The organism is Pararcticibacter amylolyticus (assembly GCF_003130405.1).
Classification (GTDB): Bacteria; Bacteroidota; Bacteroidia; order Sphingobacteriales; family Sphingobacteriaceae; genus Arcticibacter; species Arcticibacter amylolyticus.
In genome coordinates this window covers 219,646-237,813 of record NZ_QEAS01000011.1, presented here as the reverse complement: position 1 = coordinate 237,813, position 18,168 = coordinate 219,646, and the positions used below count along the sequence as shown (strand labels likewise).

The 18,168-nt window shown below is 44.8% G+C and carries 18 protein-coding genes; 6 read left to right on the top strand and 12 right to left on the bottom strand.

The window, feature by feature from the left end; all coding sequences use genetic code 11:
* Together DDR33_RS14825 and DDR33_RS14820 are read left to right on the top strand one after the other, a co-directional pair.
* Positions 1-316, top strand: a 316-nt coding sequence (locus tag DDR33_RS14825; protein ID WP_109416576.1) for an FtsB family cell division protein, incomplete at its 5' end; no start/stop codon positions are given.
* A 33-nt stretch (positions 317-349) separates the two neighbouring features.
* On the top strand, positions 350-835 hold the full coding sequence (locus tag DDR33_RS14820; protein ID WP_146198776.1) for a hypothetical protein: 486 nt from the start codon (positions 350-352) through the stop codon (positions 833-835).
* Between the two features lies 1 nt (position 836).
* Here the strand turns inward: DDR33_RS14820 and DDR33_RS14815 are convergent, their stop codons facing one another.
* The 5 genes from DDR33_RS14815 to DDR33_RS14795 all read right to left on the bottom strand — a co-directional run bounded on the left by DDR33_RS14815 (position 837) and on the right by DDR33_RS14795 (position 5,621).
* Positions 837-2,906, bottom strand: a complete 2,070-nt coding sequence (locus tag DDR33_RS14815) for a hypothetical protein (RefSeq protein WP_109416574.1) — start codon at positions 2,904-2,906, stop codon at positions 837-839.
* Between the two features lie 34 nt (positions 2,907-2,940).
* Positions 2,941-3,684: a 3-oxoacyl-[acyl-carrier-protein] reductase gene (gene fabG / locus DDR33_RS14810; protein WP_109416573.1), complete on the bottom strand. Its 744-nt coding sequence runs from the start codon at positions 3,682-3,684 to the stop codon at positions 2,941-2,943.
* A gap of 92 nt (positions 3,685-3,776) precedes the next feature.
* Positions 3,777-4,187 carry an acyl-CoA thioesterase gene (locus DDR33_RS14805; protein ID WP_109416572.1) on the bottom strand — a complete coding sequence of 137 codons (411 nt, stop codon included), beginning with the start codon at positions 4,185-4,187 and terminating at the stop codon, positions 3,777-3,779.
* 51 nt (positions 4,188-4,238) lie between these two features.
* Positions 4,239-4,694, bottom strand: coding sequence for a methionine-R-sulfoxide reductase (locus DDR33_RS14800; RefSeq protein WP_109416571.1), 456 nt, complete (start codon positions 4,692-4,694; stop codon positions 4,239-4,241).
* Positions 4,695-4,850: 156 nt separating this feature from the next.
* The gene (locus DDR33_RS14795) at positions 4,851-5,621 is read right to left on the bottom strand and encodes a LuxR C-terminal-related transcriptional regulator (RefSeq protein WP_202913746.1); all 771 of its coding nucleotides are present in this window, start codon (positions 5,619-5,621) and stop codon (positions 4,851-4,853) included.
* Between the two features lie 80 nt (positions 5,622-5,701).
* Here DDR33_RS14795 and DDR33_RS14790 point away from each other — a divergent pair, with 80 nt between their 5' ends.
* The 3 genes from DDR33_RS14790 to DDR33_RS26880 all read left to right on the top strand — a co-directional run bounded on the left by DDR33_RS14790 (position 5,702) and on the right by DDR33_RS26880 (position 8,943).
* Positions 5,702-8,032, top strand: coding sequence for a TonB-dependent receptor (locus DDR33_RS14790; protein WP_109416570.1), 2,331 nt, complete (start codon positions 5,702-5,704; stop codon positions 8,030-8,032).
* A 284-nt stretch (positions 8,033-8,316) separates the two neighbouring features.
* On the top strand, positions 8,317-8,790 hold the full coding sequence (rlmH, locus tag DDR33_RS14785) for a 23S rRNA (pseudouridine(1915)-N(3))-methyltransferase RlmH (RefSeq protein WP_109416569.1): 474 nt from the start codon (positions 8,317-8,319) through the stop codon (positions 8,788-8,790).
* Positions 8,791-8,808: 18 nt separating this feature from the next.
* Complete coding sequence (locus tag DDR33_RS26880; RefSeq protein ID WP_262509942.1) at positions 8,809-8,943, top strand: hypothetical protein; 135 nt, start codon at positions 8,809-8,811, stop codon at positions 8,941-8,943.
* 49 nt (positions 8,944-8,992) lie between these two features.
* Here DDR33_RS26880 and DDR33_RS14780 read toward each other — a convergent pair whose 3' ends face one another.
* Entirely contained in the window at positions 8,993-9,409 is a 417-nt protein-coding gene (locus DDR33_RS14780) for a DUF5606 family protein (protein WP_109416568.1), read from the bottom strand.
* Positions 9,410-9,486: 77 nt separating this feature from the next.
* Entirely contained in the window at positions 9,487-9,924 is a 438-nt protein-coding gene (locus tag DDR33_RS14775; RefSeq protein ID WP_109416567.1) for a peptidylprolyl isomerase, read from the bottom strand.
* 272 nt (positions 9,925-10,196) lie between these two features.
* Between DDR33_RS14775 and DDR33_RS14770 the strand changes: the two genes are divergently transcribed.
* On the top strand, positions 10,197-11,378 hold the full coding sequence (locus DDR33_RS14770) for an asparagine synthetase B (protein WP_109416597.1): 1,182 nt from the start codon (positions 10,197-10,199) through the stop codon (positions 11,376-11,378).
* A 23-nt stretch (positions 11,379-11,401) separates the two neighbouring features.
* Here DDR33_RS14770 and DDR33_RS14765 read toward each other — a convergent pair whose 3' ends face one another.
* The 5 genes from DDR33_RS14765 to DDR33_RS14745 all read right to left on the bottom strand — a co-directional run bounded on the left by DDR33_RS14765 (position 11,402) and on the right by DDR33_RS14745 (position 18,028).
* Complete coding sequence (locus DDR33_RS14765) at positions 11,402-13,375, bottom strand: putative porin (protein WP_109416566.1); 1,974 nt, start codon at positions 13,373-13,375, stop codon at positions 11,402-11,404.
* A 13-nt stretch (positions 13,376-13,388) separates the two neighbouring features.
* The gene (locus tag DDR33_RS14760) at positions 13,389-14,204 is read right to left on the bottom strand and encodes a purine-nucleoside phosphorylase (protein ID WP_109416565.1); all 816 of its coding nucleotides are present in this window, start codon (positions 14,202-14,204) and stop codon (positions 13,389-13,391) included.
* Positions 14,176-15,240 carry a tetraacyldisaccharide 4'-kinase gene (gene lpxK / locus DDR33_RS14755; protein WP_109416564.1) on the bottom strand — a complete coding sequence of 355 codons (1,065 nt, stop codon included), beginning with the start codon at positions 15,238-15,240 and terminating at the stop codon, positions 14,176-14,178. Before lpxK ends, DDR33_RS14760 begins: the two co-directional genes overlap by 29 nt.
* A gap of 37 nt (positions 15,241-15,277) precedes the next feature.
* On the bottom strand, positions 15,278-16,570 hold the full coding sequence (locus tag DDR33_RS14750) for a flavin monoamine oxidase family protein (protein ID WP_109416563.1): 1,293 nt from the start codon (positions 16,568-16,570) through the stop codon (positions 15,278-15,280).
* 84 nt (positions 16,571-16,654) lie between these two features.
* Complete coding sequence (locus tag DDR33_RS14745) at positions 16,655-18,028, bottom strand: sugar porter family MFS transporter (protein ID WP_109416562.1); 1,374 nt, start codon at positions 18,026-18,028, stop codon at positions 16,655-16,657.
* Positions 18,029-18,168 lie beyond the last annotated feature (140 nt).

Genomic DNA, 18,168 nt, shown 5'->3' with positions numbered 1-18,168 from the left:
GATGAAGAAGGCAATAGGACTGTTCGGTAACATGTATTTTCTGGCTGCGGCTGTTTTTGTCGTTTGGATGATGTTTTTTGACCGGAATGACCTGATGTCTCAATACGAGTACTATTCCCAGCGGAACAAACTCAGGGAAGAAAGAGACTTCTACATCCGGGAAACGGAAAAGGTTAGAAAGGACCTGAACGAGCTGACAACAGACAGGGGAAAGCTCGAGAAATTTGCCAGGGAGAAATATTTGATGAGAAAAGATAATGAGGATGTATACGTCATAATACCAGAAAAGAAAGACGAGGACAAATCACTATTTTAACTTCTGCAATTGTCGAATCTTTAGATAACGATCGTGCCTGTTTTTTTTAAATGCCTCTTTTATACCCTGTGTTTCACCATGGTGTCATGCCTGGCTTGCTATGCGCAGGAACAAAAAGGAACAGGTCAGAATGATGACGTCATTATCCTGAATGATAAAACTGTTATCATCAGAGCGAATAAAACCCTTAATTATATAGGAGAGATTAAAGGGAGATCATACATCAGGATTATCCTGGATACAGATGAAACCCCAACCAGGGCACACCAGGACAACGGGAACGATCCACTTCACTACAAAGGCACCTGCTACGAGGCCGCAAGCAATAAAAGCTACTCTATTACGGCTTCATATCTATCAGAATCGCAGACCTGGGACATTCGCTGTTACAATAGCCGCAAACAGTACATATCGAATTTTCATGGCCGGGAAACTTCAGAAGGGACGATAGAAGGAACCTGGAAGAATAAACATAAGGCTCATACCTTTTACCTTTTTAAAAAAGAGAATAAAAGCTGATTTATAAACTGCCATTCCGCTTTCTGATAAACCATTCGGCAGACAGAAGCAGGGTGATCAGGAAGAAAATCCACTTCAGGTTAATCAGTTCTTCGAGCCTCCTGTTTTCGTAAGAGATATCTTTAACAAGTTCATTTCGGACAATGAGACTATCAAGAGCATTCATCTGAGAAGGGAAAATCATTTTACCACCACTCTCACGGGACAGAGCATTCAGAATCTGATGGTTAGCTGTGGTCTGCCTGAATTCAGCAGACTGCCGGGATACAATAAAACGACCTTCGGCTTTATGACTTAGGTCCCCAAGGCGGGCAAAAGCCGTAAAACTGTATTCACCAAACGGCAGAACACCAGCATCAAGAATATAGGCATTGCTGGTCTTTGAGAAAATAAAAGAATACGACCTTTTCCCCGCAGCCCTTAACGTGATGGACACATCCGGCTTATTGACCAGTTCATTAGCGTCATTATAAAGTTCAGCATTCAGAATCACATGTTCATTTTCATCAAATGTATTCCGAGCGGGGTAAACTCTTAGTTTTCTTTTATCCTCCTTCGCCGACAGGTATTGTACCACCCTGGCAAGTAAGAGATCCGTCAGCTGATGGCTTTCGTTCTGCCTGAATTCATTAAGCCGCCAGCGCCAGAAACCCTCCCCGGCAAGAACCCCTGTTTTCCTTCCGCCTTCTTCAGAAAAGACCAGAAGCGGAATCTTTGCCCCGGCTTGTTTTGTGTTCTGATAAAACATCACAGACGCCGGAGATTTAATCCGGTACGTTCCCGAAGGGGCCACAAGGGGTCCCGAATTACTGATCTGTTTCATCTGTTCCTCTTCTGCAGAAAAGGCAAAGAAACTGTTATTAAAAGCTGCAGTAACCTCCCCTGATCCGCCGCTATTGCTGATTTCCAGCACATCCTGCAAACGCGAAAATGACGCAATATCGCTTTGGGCCCCAAGGATAAAAAACAAGGCTTTATTTCGAAGCAGGGAAAGCTGCTCTTTCAAAGGAAGAGAGACTGACGGTACCTGGTGAAGTATGACCAGGTCTGCATTCCTTAAATCCTCATTATTAACAGTCGTGATAGAGATACTGACTTCATAATTTTTATTCGACTCCAGCGCTTGTCTCATGGCCGTAATATCCGGGTGAGGCGCCGCTGCCCAGATCAGTACTTTCTGTTTCCCATCCAGCATCTCTACGTAGAAATCGTCCTGGTTATTCCGGGTCGAAAGTTCACCTTCCAGAGCGGAAAGCTTTAATGAATAATGGTGGATACCCTTCTTCGTGCCCGGCAGGGTTAGCGGGATGGTTTCATGATACTCATCCGAAGTAATTGAGATGCTTTTTTGCAGCAGTGCTCTCCCCCCCTCCGTGACTGTCAAAGTGGTATTTTTGCCTTTGCTTTCATAGGCTTCAACGCTGACTTCAACCTGGAAGTCATTTCCCGTGTAGACTGTTGTATTGTAATGAACATTTGCGATCAGCAGATCTTTACGTGGCACTGTATCACCAAGGGCAATCGTAAAAACCGGTGCCTTTAACGTTTTCGCATCATACAAAGGATTTCCTCCTTTATTATAAATCCCGTCAGTTGCCAACACCACAGCACCGACATTCTGGCTGGCATAGTGGTCGCTGATATATTGGAACAAGTCCGAAAGGCTGGTTAGCTGCTCGTTGAAATGATATTCTTTTCCCTCCCTGACCTCCGCACCGATGGTAAAAGTATGCAGGTTATACCTGGAAGAAAGCCGCTTCTGCAGATCTCTTATTCCTTCCGAATAAGAGCTGATGTTAAAACCTTTTGGCTTTGATAAAGCTATGGAAGCCGAATTATCCTGAGCAAACAGGATAACCGGCTTTTCTATGGTCTTGTTCGACTGCCTGATATAAGGAGCGAATAAAAGAAAGCAGATCAATGACACAACAGCAGTCCTCAGCAGAAACAGCCAGCGCCGGAGGGGCTCCGTAAAAGAGTTATGCTGTCTGTAAAGAATAAACGCATAACCCAGCCCCAGCAGTAAACTGAGCAGCAACCACAAAAATGAAAAGAGGGTAAACTGCATCATGGAAGCTATTATTGAAAAGACTGCTCAGGGCTGTTTACAACATTCCGCCGTCAACTGCTATCACCTGGCCGGTAACGTAAGCACTCAGATCAGAAGCAAGGAATACGCAGACATTAGCAACGTCTTCCGTTTCGCCGGCTCTCTTCATCGGGATATTTTGTTCCCAGCCCTCTACAACTTTCGGATCCAGAACTTCTGTCATTTCAGTCTTTATAAAACCCGGAGCTACCACATTCGTACGGATATTTCTTGATCCCAGCTCTTTCGCCACAGATTTAGAGAAGCCTATAATTCCGGCTTTTGAAGCAGCATAATTTGCCTGGCCAGCATTCCCCTGCACTCCGACCACCGAGCTCATATTGATAAACACCCCTTTCCGGTTTTTCATCATAACCCGCGATGCAGCCTTCGTCACATTAAATATAGATTTAAGGTTCACTTCCAGCACATCATCCCATTGCTGTTCGGTCATCCGCATCAGCAATCCATCCTTTGTAATCCCGGCATTGTTTACCACGATATCTATTGTTCCGAAGTCAGCCACTATATCGTTGATCAGTTTATCGGCTTCTTCAAATTTAGAAGCATCAGAACGATAGCCTTTTACCTTCGTACCAGCAGCCTGTAATTCCTGTTCAAGCGCCTGTCCCTTTTCCACAGACGAGAGATATGTAAATGCAACATTGGCGCCTTGTTCTGCGAACTTCTCAGCGATTTTACGGCCTATGCCTTTAGAAGCTCCTGTTATGAGAGCAATTTTTCCTTCAAGTAATTTCATAAAAGAATATCTATTGGGCACGAAGTTAAGATTTTTTGCCGGACGGTACTACACAGAGGCTGACATACAGAGTGGTAAAACAAATGATGGCTTCACTCAGCCGACACATTTTCCAGGTGCTGGAGAATGGAGACAGGACGTTTATCCGGTCCCAGAGCTACAAAAGTAAGTACACCATGAATCGCCAGTTCCCTGTGTTCCTCATACATCTGTTCAACAAAAATATCGATCCCTACTTTTAGGCTGGTACGTCCCACTTCAGTGACTTTTGCTACCAGTTCTACAATTGTACCCGAAGGAATGGGTTTATTAAAGTTGATCCGGTCTGATGATACCGTCACAACTGGAAGCCTGGTGAAACGCGTAGCCGCTATAAAGGCAGCTTCATCCATCATGTGCATGGCTACTCCCCCGTGAAGAGTATCATAATGATTGGTATTAGTGGCAAAAACGGGCTTAAACATCCTGACTTCCGACTGAATAATTCGTTCTTCAACATTCATACAGCAAAAGTACTCGGTTTATACAGGGAAAGCAAAGCAGATAATTACTCCTTATTTCTCTGCCTGTATAAACTTCATGGAAATAGAATTCACGCAATGCCGGGTATCTTTAGAGGTAAAGCCTTCTCCCATAAACACATGCCCCAGGTGCGCACCGCAATTCGCACAAACAATTTCTGTCCTTTGCCCATCTGCATCCGGCAGTTTCTTCACCGCACCCTTTATTTCGTCATCAAAGCTTGGCCAGCCGCAATGCGAATCAAATTTATCTTCAGAACGATAAAGAGGAGCATTACAGCGCTTACAGACATAAGTTCCCTTTTCCTTATTATTAAGATATTCGCCGGTGCCGGGATACTCTGTTCCTTTATTGATAATAACACGTTCTTCTTCGGGAGTTAATTTATTATAGTTCATATTTTTTATTGTCGTTACTTTTTCGGCCTTAGCAGGTGCCTGCGATTTTTCCTTTTTTTCCTGTCCGCAGGAATATAAAGAGATAATCATGAGACAGCAGAAAAGAGAGATAGTTTTTTGCATGATCAGTTTTACTGTATTAACGCAGAGAATCGCTGCAGGATTATGACGAATTTCTCAAACGCAAAAAAATGAATTAAGTATGGCAATTGCGACATCACAGGCTGCTCAAGCCCGAAAGAACGGTTAAAAAAGAAGGCCCAGCCGGGCAGCATAATTGACAGCCTCCATAGAATTACCGGCATTCAGCTTTTCGAGGATCCTTTGCCTGTGGGTATTCACCGTATGTACGCTGATTGAGAGCCTGTCAGAAATCTCCTTACTCAAAAAACCGTCTCTTATCAGATGCAGAATTTCGCGCTCCCTCGGGGTCAGACATACTGATTTGTCTGCGGCCGGAGCAGGGCAAACAAGCTCTCCCGTCACAAAATTAAGAAGCTGATATTTTACACCGTGAAATTCGCCCTGATCCGGCGAAAGATCAATCACTCCGATAGCCAGCCATATATTGCCCTGATCGTCGAGCTCCAGGGCCTGATGCTGCTCAATCACTCTTATGTACTTCCCCTCGTTATTCAGGATCCGGTATTCATTGATCAGCTTATAATTCTTGCGTTCATCGGCAGGCATTCTGTACATATATCGCAGCAGCATATTCCCGGTCTTTGAAAGATCAATCAGGTCGGCAGGATGAACCCTCGAGTTGAAATAAGAGGTGCCGGATTGCTCTGCGGCATCCAGATCAAACCCAAACAGATTACTGAAATTGTAAGAGGTAAAAATATGCTCCCGCTTATTCATATCGAACAATGTAATGCCACTGTTCCCAACCTCTGATAACTGCTGCAAAAACCGGATATGCCTTTCTGCAACAGAATAATCAAGCTCAGCCCCGATGAATCTCTGTTCATCAAGGAGCTCTTTATATTCTGCTTCCAGTAACCTCAGTTCGTCCATGCTTGTAAAAGTAATGAAAAATCAGTATTGCGGGAGCTCCGCTAAAACGGCTTCTTTACAACCAAAAATAGAAATTATTTATGCGGCTTAATATCTCAGTCATCATCCTGTTTTTCAGCATTCATAGCTTTGCTCAACAACCAACACAAACCATCCGGGGTGTCGTTCTCGACCAGTTCTCCGGAGCCCCCGTTCCTTTTGCTTCAATCGTACTGCCAGGCGCGGGCCAGCGCGGGACTACCGCAGACAGCAGCGGAAATTTCAGTATACCAAAAGTACCGGTGGGCCGCTATGACGTTAAAGTATCACTGGTAGGATATCAGCAGGCGCTGATCCGGGAGGTTGTAGTGTCTTCAGCTAAAGAAGTATTCCTGACCGTTTTTTTAGAGGAGAGATCTTCGCAGTTAAAAGAAGTAACGGTACGCCCGCTTACTACTAAGGAAAAACCCCTGAACAACATGGCAATAGCCGGAGCAAGAATGCTGAGTGTGGAGGAAGCCGGGAGGTACGCAGGTGGATTTGATGATCCGGCACGTTTGGCGTCCTCCTTTGCAGGCGTTTCGAGCAATACGGGAAATAACGGGATCGTTGTACGGGGAAACGCCCCCCAGTATTTGCAATGGAAGATGGAAGGGATCGAAATCCCTAATCCGAATCACTTTGCCGATGTAACTGTTTTCGGGGGAGGAGGACTAACTGCGCTGAGCAGCCAGCTCCTGGCAAATTCTGACTTTTTCACCGGAGCCTTTCCCGCTGAATACAGCAACGCCGTTTCAGGGGTATTCGACATTTATATGCGTAACGGAAACAATAAAGAGCATGAAAACACTTTTCAGGCCGGCCTTACCGGGATCGATTTTTCATCTGAAGGGCCATTTAAGAAAGGGAAACGCTCTTCTTATTTATTCAATTATCGTTATTCCACTCTGGCACTTGCATCCCCTCTGCTCCCCGAAGACGCGGGGAACGTCCGCTACCAGGATCTTTCTTTTAAACTTAACTTCCCTACAAAACGGGCCGGTACGTTTTCCTTCTGGGGTATAGGCCTGAAAGACCGCTCGGGAGAAAAAGCAGAAACCGACAGCCTGAAATGGGAATACTATGAAGACCGCGAAGAGCAAAAGATCATCCAGTACATGGGGGCAGCCGGACTGAGCAACAAGTTGTTCCTGAATAGCCAGACGTTTCTAAAGACTTCGCTGGCGGCGACAGTCAGCAGCTTAAACTTCCGGACTGACAGTCTGGATCAGAATCTTATCTTCTCTCCGCAAAACCGGATCAGAAACACAAACTGGAACTTCGTTTTCACCTCTTTTCTGAACACAAAGTTCAGTGCCTCGCACACCAATAAAACAGGTATTACTGTTACCGGCCTGCTATATGACCTGTCAATTAAGGAAAGTTTGAAACCATCATTGTCACCTGAAACACTGGTTTCAGGAAATGACATGAGCACCCTGCTCTCGGCCTATACCAGTTCATCTTTTAATCTGAATGATAAAGCGGTATTCAGCATCGGCCTTACCGGTCAGATGTTTACCCTGAATAATAAATATTCCATAGAACCAAGAGCAGGTTTCAGATGGCAGGGTGGTGAAAACTGGTCGTTAGGAGCAGCCTACGGCCTGCATAGCCGGCTTGAACGGCTCAGTTACTACTTTGCCAGATCTCAAAAGGACAATGAACTGATAAACAAAGATCTTGGTTTTACCAGGGCGCATCACTTCATCCTTAGCTTTGATCAAAAACTCTCCGATATTCTTCATTTAAAGATAGAACCATATTATCAGCAACTTTTCAATGTTCCGGTGATCGCTGACAGTTCCTTTTCAGTGGTAAATATGCAGGACAACTGGTTCTTCCGCGACAAACTTCAAAACTCCGGAAAAACAAAAGCATACGGCATTGATCTCACTATGGAGAGATACCTGGATAAGAACTATTACTTCCTGGTAACCGCATCGGTATTCAATGCAAAGTACCAGGGCGGCAACGGACTGTGGTACAACAGCCGGTTCAACAGAAACTATCTCTTCAACTTTCTTATTGGAAAGGAATGGCGAAGCGGAAAAAATGGGGAAAATGTATGGAGTCTCAATACCCGGTTTGCGGTACAGGGAGGAGACCGGTTCTCTCCCGTAAACGACAAAGCAAGTATTGAAACACGGAGCGTAGTATTCGACGAAGCACATGCATTCCAGAATCAGTTTCCCGGATCATTTGTCACTCACTTAACGGCATCCCACAGGGTGAACCGCAAAGGCAGATCAAGGGAATTAGCTCTGAAAATAATTAATGCAACCGGGCAAAAAGACTATTCGGGTTTCCGCTATAAGTATGTAAACAGAACAGTCACCAGAGATGAACAGGCCACGTTCATCCCGAATATCAGTTACAAAATTGAATTTTAGTGTATTCATGCTCCATATAATTCTCTGATGACCGAAATTATCGAATATTTGCTGTATGTAAATAACAGCACGGCACCAAGCATTAAGCAGTCTGAAGACGTACCGAAATATGATTTTATCAGCATTTTTCTGTAAACTTAATTTCCAGTGTGAAGAACCGGGACATTGCCGGATCGCTTTTATAAAGTATCTTTGCTTCCTGATCTGCAATGGCGCAGACCAACCGTTGTAATGATCAGATAAACAGATCTTAATACCGGAGACGCCTCCTAACTACAATTTCAATGAAAATAACACTCCTGGTAATTGGTAAGACCGAAGAAAAGTATCTGAAGGAAGGGATTGAAAAGTACCTGAAACGACTAAAGCACTATATCAACTTTTCGATAGTGGAGCTTCCGGAGTTGAAAAACACAAAAAGCCTCACCGAAGACCAGCAAAAAGCTAAAGAAGCCGAGCTGATCAGGAAGAACATCAGTTCAACAGATCATTTGATCCTCCTGGATGAAAAGGGAGACGAGTATACCTCATCCCAGTTTTCCGGATTCCTGAATAAGAAAATGCTTGGCAGCGTACAAAACCTCGTGTTTATCGTTGGCGGTCCTTATGGGTTTGATCCGGGAATTTACAATGAGGCTGCCAGTAAGATATCTCTTTCGAAAATGACCTTTTCACATCAGATGGTACGCCTGTTTTTTACCGAACAGCTTTACAGGGCCTTTACTATTTTAAAAGGAGAACCATACCATCACGAATAAAAATTACGTTAGTAGATTATGCAGATTGATCCAAAAAATTATACCAGAAACTACAGGTTTAAGGGAGGAAACACCGGTACAGAACAAAAATACTTCTGGATCTTCCTGGTCCTGGGAATACTGATAGGTGCCGGAATTGTTTATCTCTTTTGATAAAGCAAAAGATCTTTGCCTGTGCCTGCACAGGCAAAGATTTACAAAATTATTCTTTTCCCTCTTCTGAAGCTACGGCAGGCGCCTCTTCTTCAAAGACGGGAAGGTCTTTAAGGATATTATACCAATTGATGATCTTCTTCATGTCTGAAGCATAGACCTTGTCCTCGTCATGTCCGGGAGCAACATCCCGGAAATAAGCCCTTAATGCCTTTCCATCGGCTTTAGCGTCAGGCACATTAGCACCTTCTTTCATCCGGCCAAAGATATCCACGAGTTTCAGATCTTCGTCTTCGCCGAAAACAGTAATGTCTTCCAGCGAAGCCAGCTTAGATGTTGACAAATTAACTACCAGTTTCAACTTTTGGGCATCCAGCCCCTCAATTACAAAACCAGACTTATTTTGCCCGATTACTTTATAAAGTCCCGGCTTACCCGAAACCGAAACAATTCCTCTTAAATTCATAGCTAACCTGGATATGAGACGTGAGTAACGAGATATAAGAATACTTCAGTCATATATCTCCACGCATTCTCAATGCTTTATTCTTCTATTATATCGATCCCTAAAATCTTATCTCCCTGACGAATGTCATCCACTACATCCACATTCTCCACAACCTTACCAAAACAGGTATGATTACGGTCAAGGTGAGAGGTATTTTTCCGGCTGTGGCAGATAAAAAACTGGGAACTGCCTGTATCTCTGCCTGCATGAGCCATAGATAATACTCCACGATCGTGATATTGGTTATCGCCGGTAAGTTCACATTTAATACGCGTACCTGAGCCTCCTGCACCTGTTCCGGTAGGATCACCTCCCTGTATAACAAAATCAGGAATTACGCGGTGAAAAGTGACACCATCGTAGAATCCTTCTTTAGCCAGCTTCAGAAAGTTTGCTACTGTATTAGGAGCATCCTTATCGTAAAATTCGATAGTCATGTCTCCTTTTTCTGTTCTTAGAATCGCTTTACTCATGATCTTTGCTTTGAGCCCGCAAAGTTAGCAATTATTTGGGTAATGGCTGCGTGCAATCAGAATACAAATCCTGCAACCTTATCTCTCCTCCTGAAATGCGTTTTTTTAACGCCGGGCTTAAACCCAGGCTTTAATCTCTCTTTTAAACTATGAACAAATGCACGTACTTTTGAATACATTCACGTCGTTATCATTACATGCTAAAGGTTTACGCTTCTATCATTCTCCTTTTACTGTCCCTCAGGGTCAATGCCGCTTCCATCCTGATCCCAATGGATGAAGATCAAAAAAACCATCTGAAAGCGTATGGAATGACGTATTGGGTGCTGAAGAACGGAATGGAAGCAAACTGGCTGCTCAACTACCGCGGGGGAAGCTTTCTGATGGCTTACTCCCAAAAAGCTGAAAGTGAATGCAAAATAAGAGGGGTATCATACGAGGTTATAGCGGACGCTAAGGTAAATGCCATACTCTCGGAGATACAGGATCCGGAAGTGAATATGGAGATCGTAAAACTGGAAAAAGCACCCAAAATTGCTGTGTACAGCCCGAAGAATAAATTGCCCTGGGATGATGCCGTGACACTGGTGCTTACCTACGCAGAAATCCCTTATGACATTGTATACGACGAAGAAGTTCTGAAGGGCGATCTTGCAAAATACGACTGGCTCCACCTCCATCATGAAGATTTTACAGGCCAGTATGGCCGGTTCTGGTCGGCTTACCGGACAGCCTCCTGGTATATTGAGGATGTGAGAATACAGGAAGCAACAGCCAAAAAACTTGGATACAAAAAGGTATCTCAAATGAAGCTGGCAGTTGCCAAAACGATCAGAAACTTCTGTGCCGGAGGTGGATTCCTTTTCGCTATGTGCTCGGGCACCGACAGTTTTGATATTGCCCTCGCTGCGGAAGGAACCGACATATGCGAAAGCATGTTTGACGGAGATGGCGCCGATCCGGAAGCTCAATCCAAACTTGACTTCAGCAAAACTTTTGCTTTCCAGAACTTCCGGCTTGACGTGAACCCTTATAATTATGAGTTTTCGAATATTGATATGACCCCGGTAAGGAATTTGCCGCAAGCAGAAGATTTTTTCACTTTATTTGAGTTCTCTGCCAAATGGGACATTATTCCAACCATCCTGACCCAGGACCACGACAATGTAATTAAAGGCTTTATGGGGCAGACAACAGCCTTTAAAAAAAGCCTGCTGAAACCAGACGTGCTGGTAATGGGAGAAACTAAAACAGCAGACGAGGCCCGCTACATTCACGGAGAATTTGGGAAAGGACAATGGACCTTTTATGGCGGTCACGATCCGGAAGATTACCAGCATGCGGTTGGCGACCCTCCCACTGACCTAAGCCTACACCCCAATTCGGCAGGTTACAGGCTGATCCTGAATAACGTGTTGTTTCCTGCGGCTAAGAAGAAAAAACAAAAAACATAAGTAAACACTATCAGACAGGAGGATTAATCGTAGAAGTTCCATATAACCCCATACTTCAGCAAGGTGCTGGGCATCGGGTACCGGTTGACTGTATAATAACCTTTGGAGAAAAGACCCTGGTTTGCGTAATCGTACCTGACAAAGATATTTGCCCGCCTTAACGCAAATCTGGCCCAGAGATCCACGATAGGGTATGATGAGTATTTGGCAGAATAGCCGTTGTAAAACTGACTGATGTTTACGGCATAAGACGGCGCTGTATAAGTAGTGTTCATTCTTACATCAAAACCGAGATTAGCTGTGAGCGCTTTCTTAAAAAAGCTGTTTCCATAATAAAAGCTGTTATAGGTATAAAACTCGGGGACCCTCAGCAACTCTTTGTAATCGGTCTTCTGATATACAGCAAAACTTTCGAGGTTAAATTTGCCCATTCTGAAACGCTTGCCCAAAGTCAGTTTTAACATACTGATATCTCCTCCCTGTTGCTGCGGCACTATTTCGGCAGGAAATGCTGTTTCTGCCAGATACAAATAGTTGGTAAGCAAAAAGTACTCAGCCTTAACATTAAAGCCGAACTTCGCGTTGAGATAAGCAAAAGAAAGGTTATTCACCTTTGTCTTATCGAAATCATAGTCCCAGTTATGATAGGTATAATTAGACCGGTCATATAATTGCTCAGGAGAACGATTTTGTGTATAAGCACTCAATAATATTCTGCCTACTGATTTACTCAGCAAGAATTGCATCTGAGCTTCATATAAGAAATCACCGGCATTGCGCCCCTGAAAGATCTGCTGAATATTTCCATTCACACTCACGCGGTCGCTAAACCGGTATCCCAGGTTGCCTTTGAATGTGATATTCTGAAAGTTGAGCTTATATCCCATCTGATCAAAGCGGTACAGGTCATGCTGCAGGCCGACATCCAGCTTAAGTTCGTTCTTTATAAAGCTCACAGCCCGTCCCCGGAGGTAAAAGCTGTACATAAATTCATTACGGAGGTTCTTGACGTGGGTAGAATCAATCACCCTATTCCTGTCATCCGGGATATCCGGAAAAACGTTATACGGGTCATTGGTATTCTTGTAGAACCGGTATGAGTCTGAAGAATAGCTGAGAGCGTGAGAGAAACGCTGTGTAGGTAATACTCCCGAAGCAGAATCTTTCGCCAGGCTGTCTATCCGCCCGATATAATAAAACTGTTTAAGAAAAAAGTTCTTTTGCTTCCATGTCTGTCTTACAGGATCATTCTCCGGACCGAGCCTTACAGTTTCCTCTCCCGGCCCTAACGTGCTTTTCGACGTAAAAACAGTGTCATTAAGCAATGATCCGTTTTCTTCGAACTTAAACGTATTAAAGAGCCCGTTTACCAGGATATTATATCGTTTTTTGGGCGATTCATACCATGTGAAAAGGGAGGCATTTAAGTGATCCGCATTCTGACTGTTGTAAATTCCTCGTGCTCCGATCCTGAAATAGTTCCCGCCTACGTTCCAGTTCGGCTTAATATTCTGGCTGTGAACGATCCTGAGGATTTGCTCAGCCCTTGTTCCGTTTACGTAATATAGCGAGGTAAAAGGAGTCCTGGCACGGTAATACCGGAGAGAATCCTGGGTGAGCCTGTAAATATCCATGGAATGGAATCCGGGATCAAAGCCAATGCTCTTATTGGGGTTAAAAAGCAGCTCCCTGTATGGTAAGCCCAGGTTACCAAGGCCAATGGTGGGTCTCTCAGGCTGAATCAGCGGATTATAATTATGAATCCGGTTTAATGTTGTATCAATCGGCCTTGTCTGAGTTCTGTCCTTTAATAGATCCAGGGTAGTATACCGGATATACTTCGAGTTAAAAATAATTGTATCCCTGCTTGCCTCTTCAAGCTTGCGAAGGGAATCAAGTTCAGACCCCTGCTCACGTTCAGGAGTTGGAGTCTGCGCATAACTATTCTCAGAAACCAGGAAAAGTACTGCAGCAAGTACAACTAAAAGATATTTCATTAATCAATTTTCACTATAAAGAAGCCAGCAGCTCTTTCAATACAAGCGTCATCTTCGGTTCTGCATCTTCAGCAACCTTCACAATCTCTTCAACGGAAACCGGTTCCGGGCTGGAATGAAACCCTTCATCAGTGATAACGGAAACAGCAAACACCGGGATTCCCATATGATTTGCAACAATTACTTCCGGCACTGTACTCATGCCGACTGCATCGCCGCCAATATTCCGGAGATACCTGTATTCCGCCCGGGTCTCGAGATTGGGTCCGGTTACAGATACGTAAACGCCCTGATGGCACCTGATGTTATTCGCCTGAGCTATTTCCTTTGCTTTTTTCACAAGCGCCATATCATACGGATAACTCATATCCGGGAAACGGGGACCGAATTCGTCGTAATTCCTTCCGCGCAGAGGATTATCCGGCTGAAGATTGATATGATCCTCTATGATCATCAGGTCTCCTTTCGCGAAGTCGGGGTTCAGGGAGCCGCTTGCATTTGACACAAATAAATGCCTGATCCCAAGAACCTTCATGACCCTCACGGGGAAGGTGATCTGTTTCATATCGTATCCCTCATAATAGTGGAGCCTGCCCTGCATGGCGACAACTCTCTTACCTTGCAGCATACCGAAAATTAACCTTCCGGAATGAAATTCTACTGTTGAAACCGGAAAGTCAGGAATATTGGCATACAATAACTTGGTATGCACCTCAATATCGTTGACCAAACCACCGAGCCCGGTTCCAAGAATAATTCCAACTTCTGGTTCAAAGTCGCCGATACGTTTTTTTATATATTCAGCCGTGCTGTAAATGTTCTGAAACATATTTTTCTATTAAATGATCAAAATTCTCTTTATCAGGCTCGTGGATCCTTGCCTGAACAGGCAGGTAATAAACCGGCAATCCCGATAACAGTTCGGCAAGAGAATCGCTTCTAAGCCGCTGCGCATCTTTTTCGGTGGTAACGATCACCTTAGCAGCCATCTTTTCCTGCCTGAAATCCTGTGCAAGTTTACTAATATTTTTTGGGCTGAAAGGATGGTGATCAGGGTAATCGTAATGCTTTATTTCCCCTCCTCCGCTTTCAAGTTTATGCACAAGTGGCCGGGGATTTGCAATTCCTGTCAGCAGAAAAATCATGAATTGCGACTTCAGAGCCTCACTTAAGGCCACTTCCTCCCCTGAATAAACAGGAACCAGGTTTCCGTAGTCAAGATAGGAAAAAAAAACCTTCTGATACGGAAAGGGACTCAGCTTGCTGATCAACCTGCTTCTTTCATCCTGAGGAAGGATTTCGGGAGTCTTGGTTACAACCAATACATCAGCACGCTTCCTGCCGGCAAAAGGCTCGCGCATATTCCCCGCAGGCAGCAGCAGCCTGAAATTGCTTAATGCGGTATAATCAAAAAGAAGAAGGCTTAAACCTGGATTCACTGCCCGGTGCTGATAAGCGTCGTCGAGGATAACAACATCATGATCCTCCTGAAGATGTTCAATCCCTGTAACCCTCTTTTCAGAAACAGCCACGGTGATCTGATCGAATTTACGCCTGAACTGCAACGGCTCATCTCCGCTCAGATCAGCAGTATCCTGCGTGCTCACATATCTGAACCCTTTGGTACTTCGTCCATATCCCCTGCTCAGCACGGCAACTCTTACATGATCTTTTAAAAGCCTGATAATATACTCTGTCAGCGGACTTTTACCTGCGCCGCCTACAGCAAGGTTTCCGACGCTCACGACAGGAATACGAAAGCGGCGGGATGCAAACCAGCCTTTGTCATAGGCGATATTTCTGAAAATAATTATCAGACCATACAGCCAGGAAAAAGGCAATAATATCAACCGCAGGTATTGCATGCGGTAAACTTAGATAAAAAACGCAAAATTATCAGAATTAGCTTCCCGATACCTGTAAATGCAGAAAGTCTTCCGCGAGATACGATGTACTGGCCAGTGCAGCTTCTACCGTTCCCCCGTATTGTCCGTTGTAAACAGCTTCTCCGGCAAAGTATATAGTGTCCTCAACCGGGCGGGCAAGTAGCCTGTAAGGCTCGGGCACCTCTACTGTCGGATAAGTATAAGCCCCGTACGAAAAGGGGTTAGCCCCCCAGTTGGAAACCTTCCAGGCAAGAAGCTTTGCCCGCAGTTCTTCTAAAGGAAGAGCAAATATGGAGCTTAACGATTCAAGAGCAAGCCTCAGCAAGTCTTCATCTGATGTTTCTGCCTGCCTTTCTGCTTCCGGGCCTCCCATCCAGCCCGTAAGAACAGGATAAGAATGCGGAGATTGAGTCCACCAGGTAGGAAACGCCTCATCTGAAAATATAAACCCGGCTCCGGCTCCTGTTTTTGACTCCCAGAAAGCCTCATTGAATGACAGGATAATCTTTACTACCGATCCTACCCCAATAGAATCCATAAGCCTCATCTTCTCCGTCAGGGGTGGATTAAAAGTGATCGAAGAAGCCGCGTCTTTCACTCTGAGAACACCGGCAGGTACAGTGATGATCACTTTCTCTGCTGTAAAGCGTTCTCCTTCTGCCGATATCACTTCCACATAACCTTCCCGCCAGTTGATGGTATTTACAACAGTGCTGAAATGGATCTCGCATCCATAAAGCAAGCATTCGTTTACCATAAAGTCTACCAGCCTGCCGTAACCGCCTTCCACCCTGTATTGCTCATCTTCCTCCATCTCCCATTCCTTCAGAAGCGACATCGCACTCGCCTTATCAGGATCCGCGGCATCAAAGCCTTTTGCGAAATTCTTAACGGAATTCCTCAGCTCCCGGTCTCTCTCATCTCCAAAGTACTGTTCCAGGAAATCGCTCAGGCTCATATCGTCCCGCAGGCTCTTCAGCCTTTCTATAATTAAAGGCCAGTCTACATCCTTATCCCCTGAAATATCCTCCGTCCCTCTGAACATGCGGATACTTTTCCCGCTGACCGGGAAGTAGGCAATACCGGCCTCCCTGAGCAGGGCAATTGTAAGAGGTAATTTTCCGTGAATAAACTCAGCTCCAAGCATGACAGGCTGGGGGAACTGCGGATCGTGAACATCCGAGATCCGTCCTCCGGGCTTATCCGAAGCCTCCAGGATCCGGACATGATGATAAGCTTTCGTTAATGAACGAGCCGCCGCGAGCCCGGATATACCGGCTCCGACAATTAAAACATCAGAGTGTGACATAAGATGCCGCTTCCTTTCTTTTTAGTAAACAACAAATGTCCCGCGGAAGTTTAAAAGTTCTTACACTTATACCGGCCTGCCCTCTTATTTTATTCCCAGTTCCTTTTGTATCTGTTCCAGCGACTTGCCTTTAGTTTCAGGCATTACACGCCAGATAAACACAAAAGAAGCAATCATCATGATGCTATAAAACACAAAAGAGTAAAAGCCTCCTTCGGGACTTCCTTCTACAATAATAGGAAATGTCCACGAAATAATTGCAGCCATGATCCAGTGTGTAAAACTTCCCAGCGATCCGCCCTGGGCCCGTACCGAATTAGGAAAGATCTCGGAAATGAAAACCCAGATAACCGCCCCCTGTGAAAACGCAAAAAAAGCAATAAATCCGATCAGGTAAATCAGCACATTGCTGTTTGCACCGCCATCTGAACCAAAGGCATTTGCCGTTAAGCCCAGAAACACAATCATTCCAATACAGCCGGTAAGCAAAAGCTTCTTTCTCCCGAATCTGTCGATGACTGTCATTGCCAGAAGTGTAAATAAGAGGTTAGCAGCTCCTATATATACTGGTTGAAGATAAGCTTCTGACTTTTCAAATCCGGCTAACTCAAATATCCTGGGAGCATAGTAAAGGATGGCATTAATGCCCGATAGCTGATTAAACATGGCCAGGATCACTGCATACAGAATAGGTTTGTTATATTTCCCGTTAAACAGACTTTCCTTTAACCCGTGCCCCTGCCTTTCCTGTTCCTGCCGGACAAGCTCCACGGCGTTGCTTTCTCCTGTTTTAGCAAAAATCCGCTCTGCTTCCGCAGCTCTGTTATTCAGAACCAGCCATCTCGGACTTTCAGGAATAAACCTGAGCAGAATAACAAAAATAAGAGCAGGGATGACCATAATACCGAGCATCCAGCGCCAGCTCTCCTCTCCCATTCCGGCAAACAAAAAATTCGTGAGATAAGCGATGAAGATACCGCCTACAATCATAAGCTGAAAGGAACCGGCCAGCCGCCCTCTCAGATGAGCAGGCGAGACTTCCGATATGTACATAGGCCCTACAACGGAAGAAGCGCCTACAGCCAGTCCTCCGACAATCCGGAAAACAACAAAAAGAAGCCATTCGGAAGCAACAGCACATCCTATTGCCGACAGGAGATACATGACAGCAATAAGCATCAGCACCTTCTTTCTGCCAAACCTTTGAGCCGGAACGCCAGCCGCTACAGAGCCAATGACGGTTCCGATTAAGCTTGCTGCCACGGTAAAGCCCTGCCAGAAAGAGTTCAGAGACCATAAGCCCTGTATCGTTTTTTCGGCTCCCGAAATCACTGCCGTTTCGAAACCAAAAAGAAAACCACCCAAAGCGGCTATAAGAGAAATACGAATGGAATAACTGCCGGAGCTTGTGCCTGCGGACACGGCTTCTCCCGTAGTACTAATTGAATATGATTGCATGTGTATTTAGTTTATAATGGATTCGTTAAAGGAGCAGGCAATTTGATCACCGGCAAACCAAATCTACTAAATCGTTTTATTGAATGGAAATTATTTTTCAGATTCAAACTTATCCGGGTTTTAAATGTGTACCCTTACGA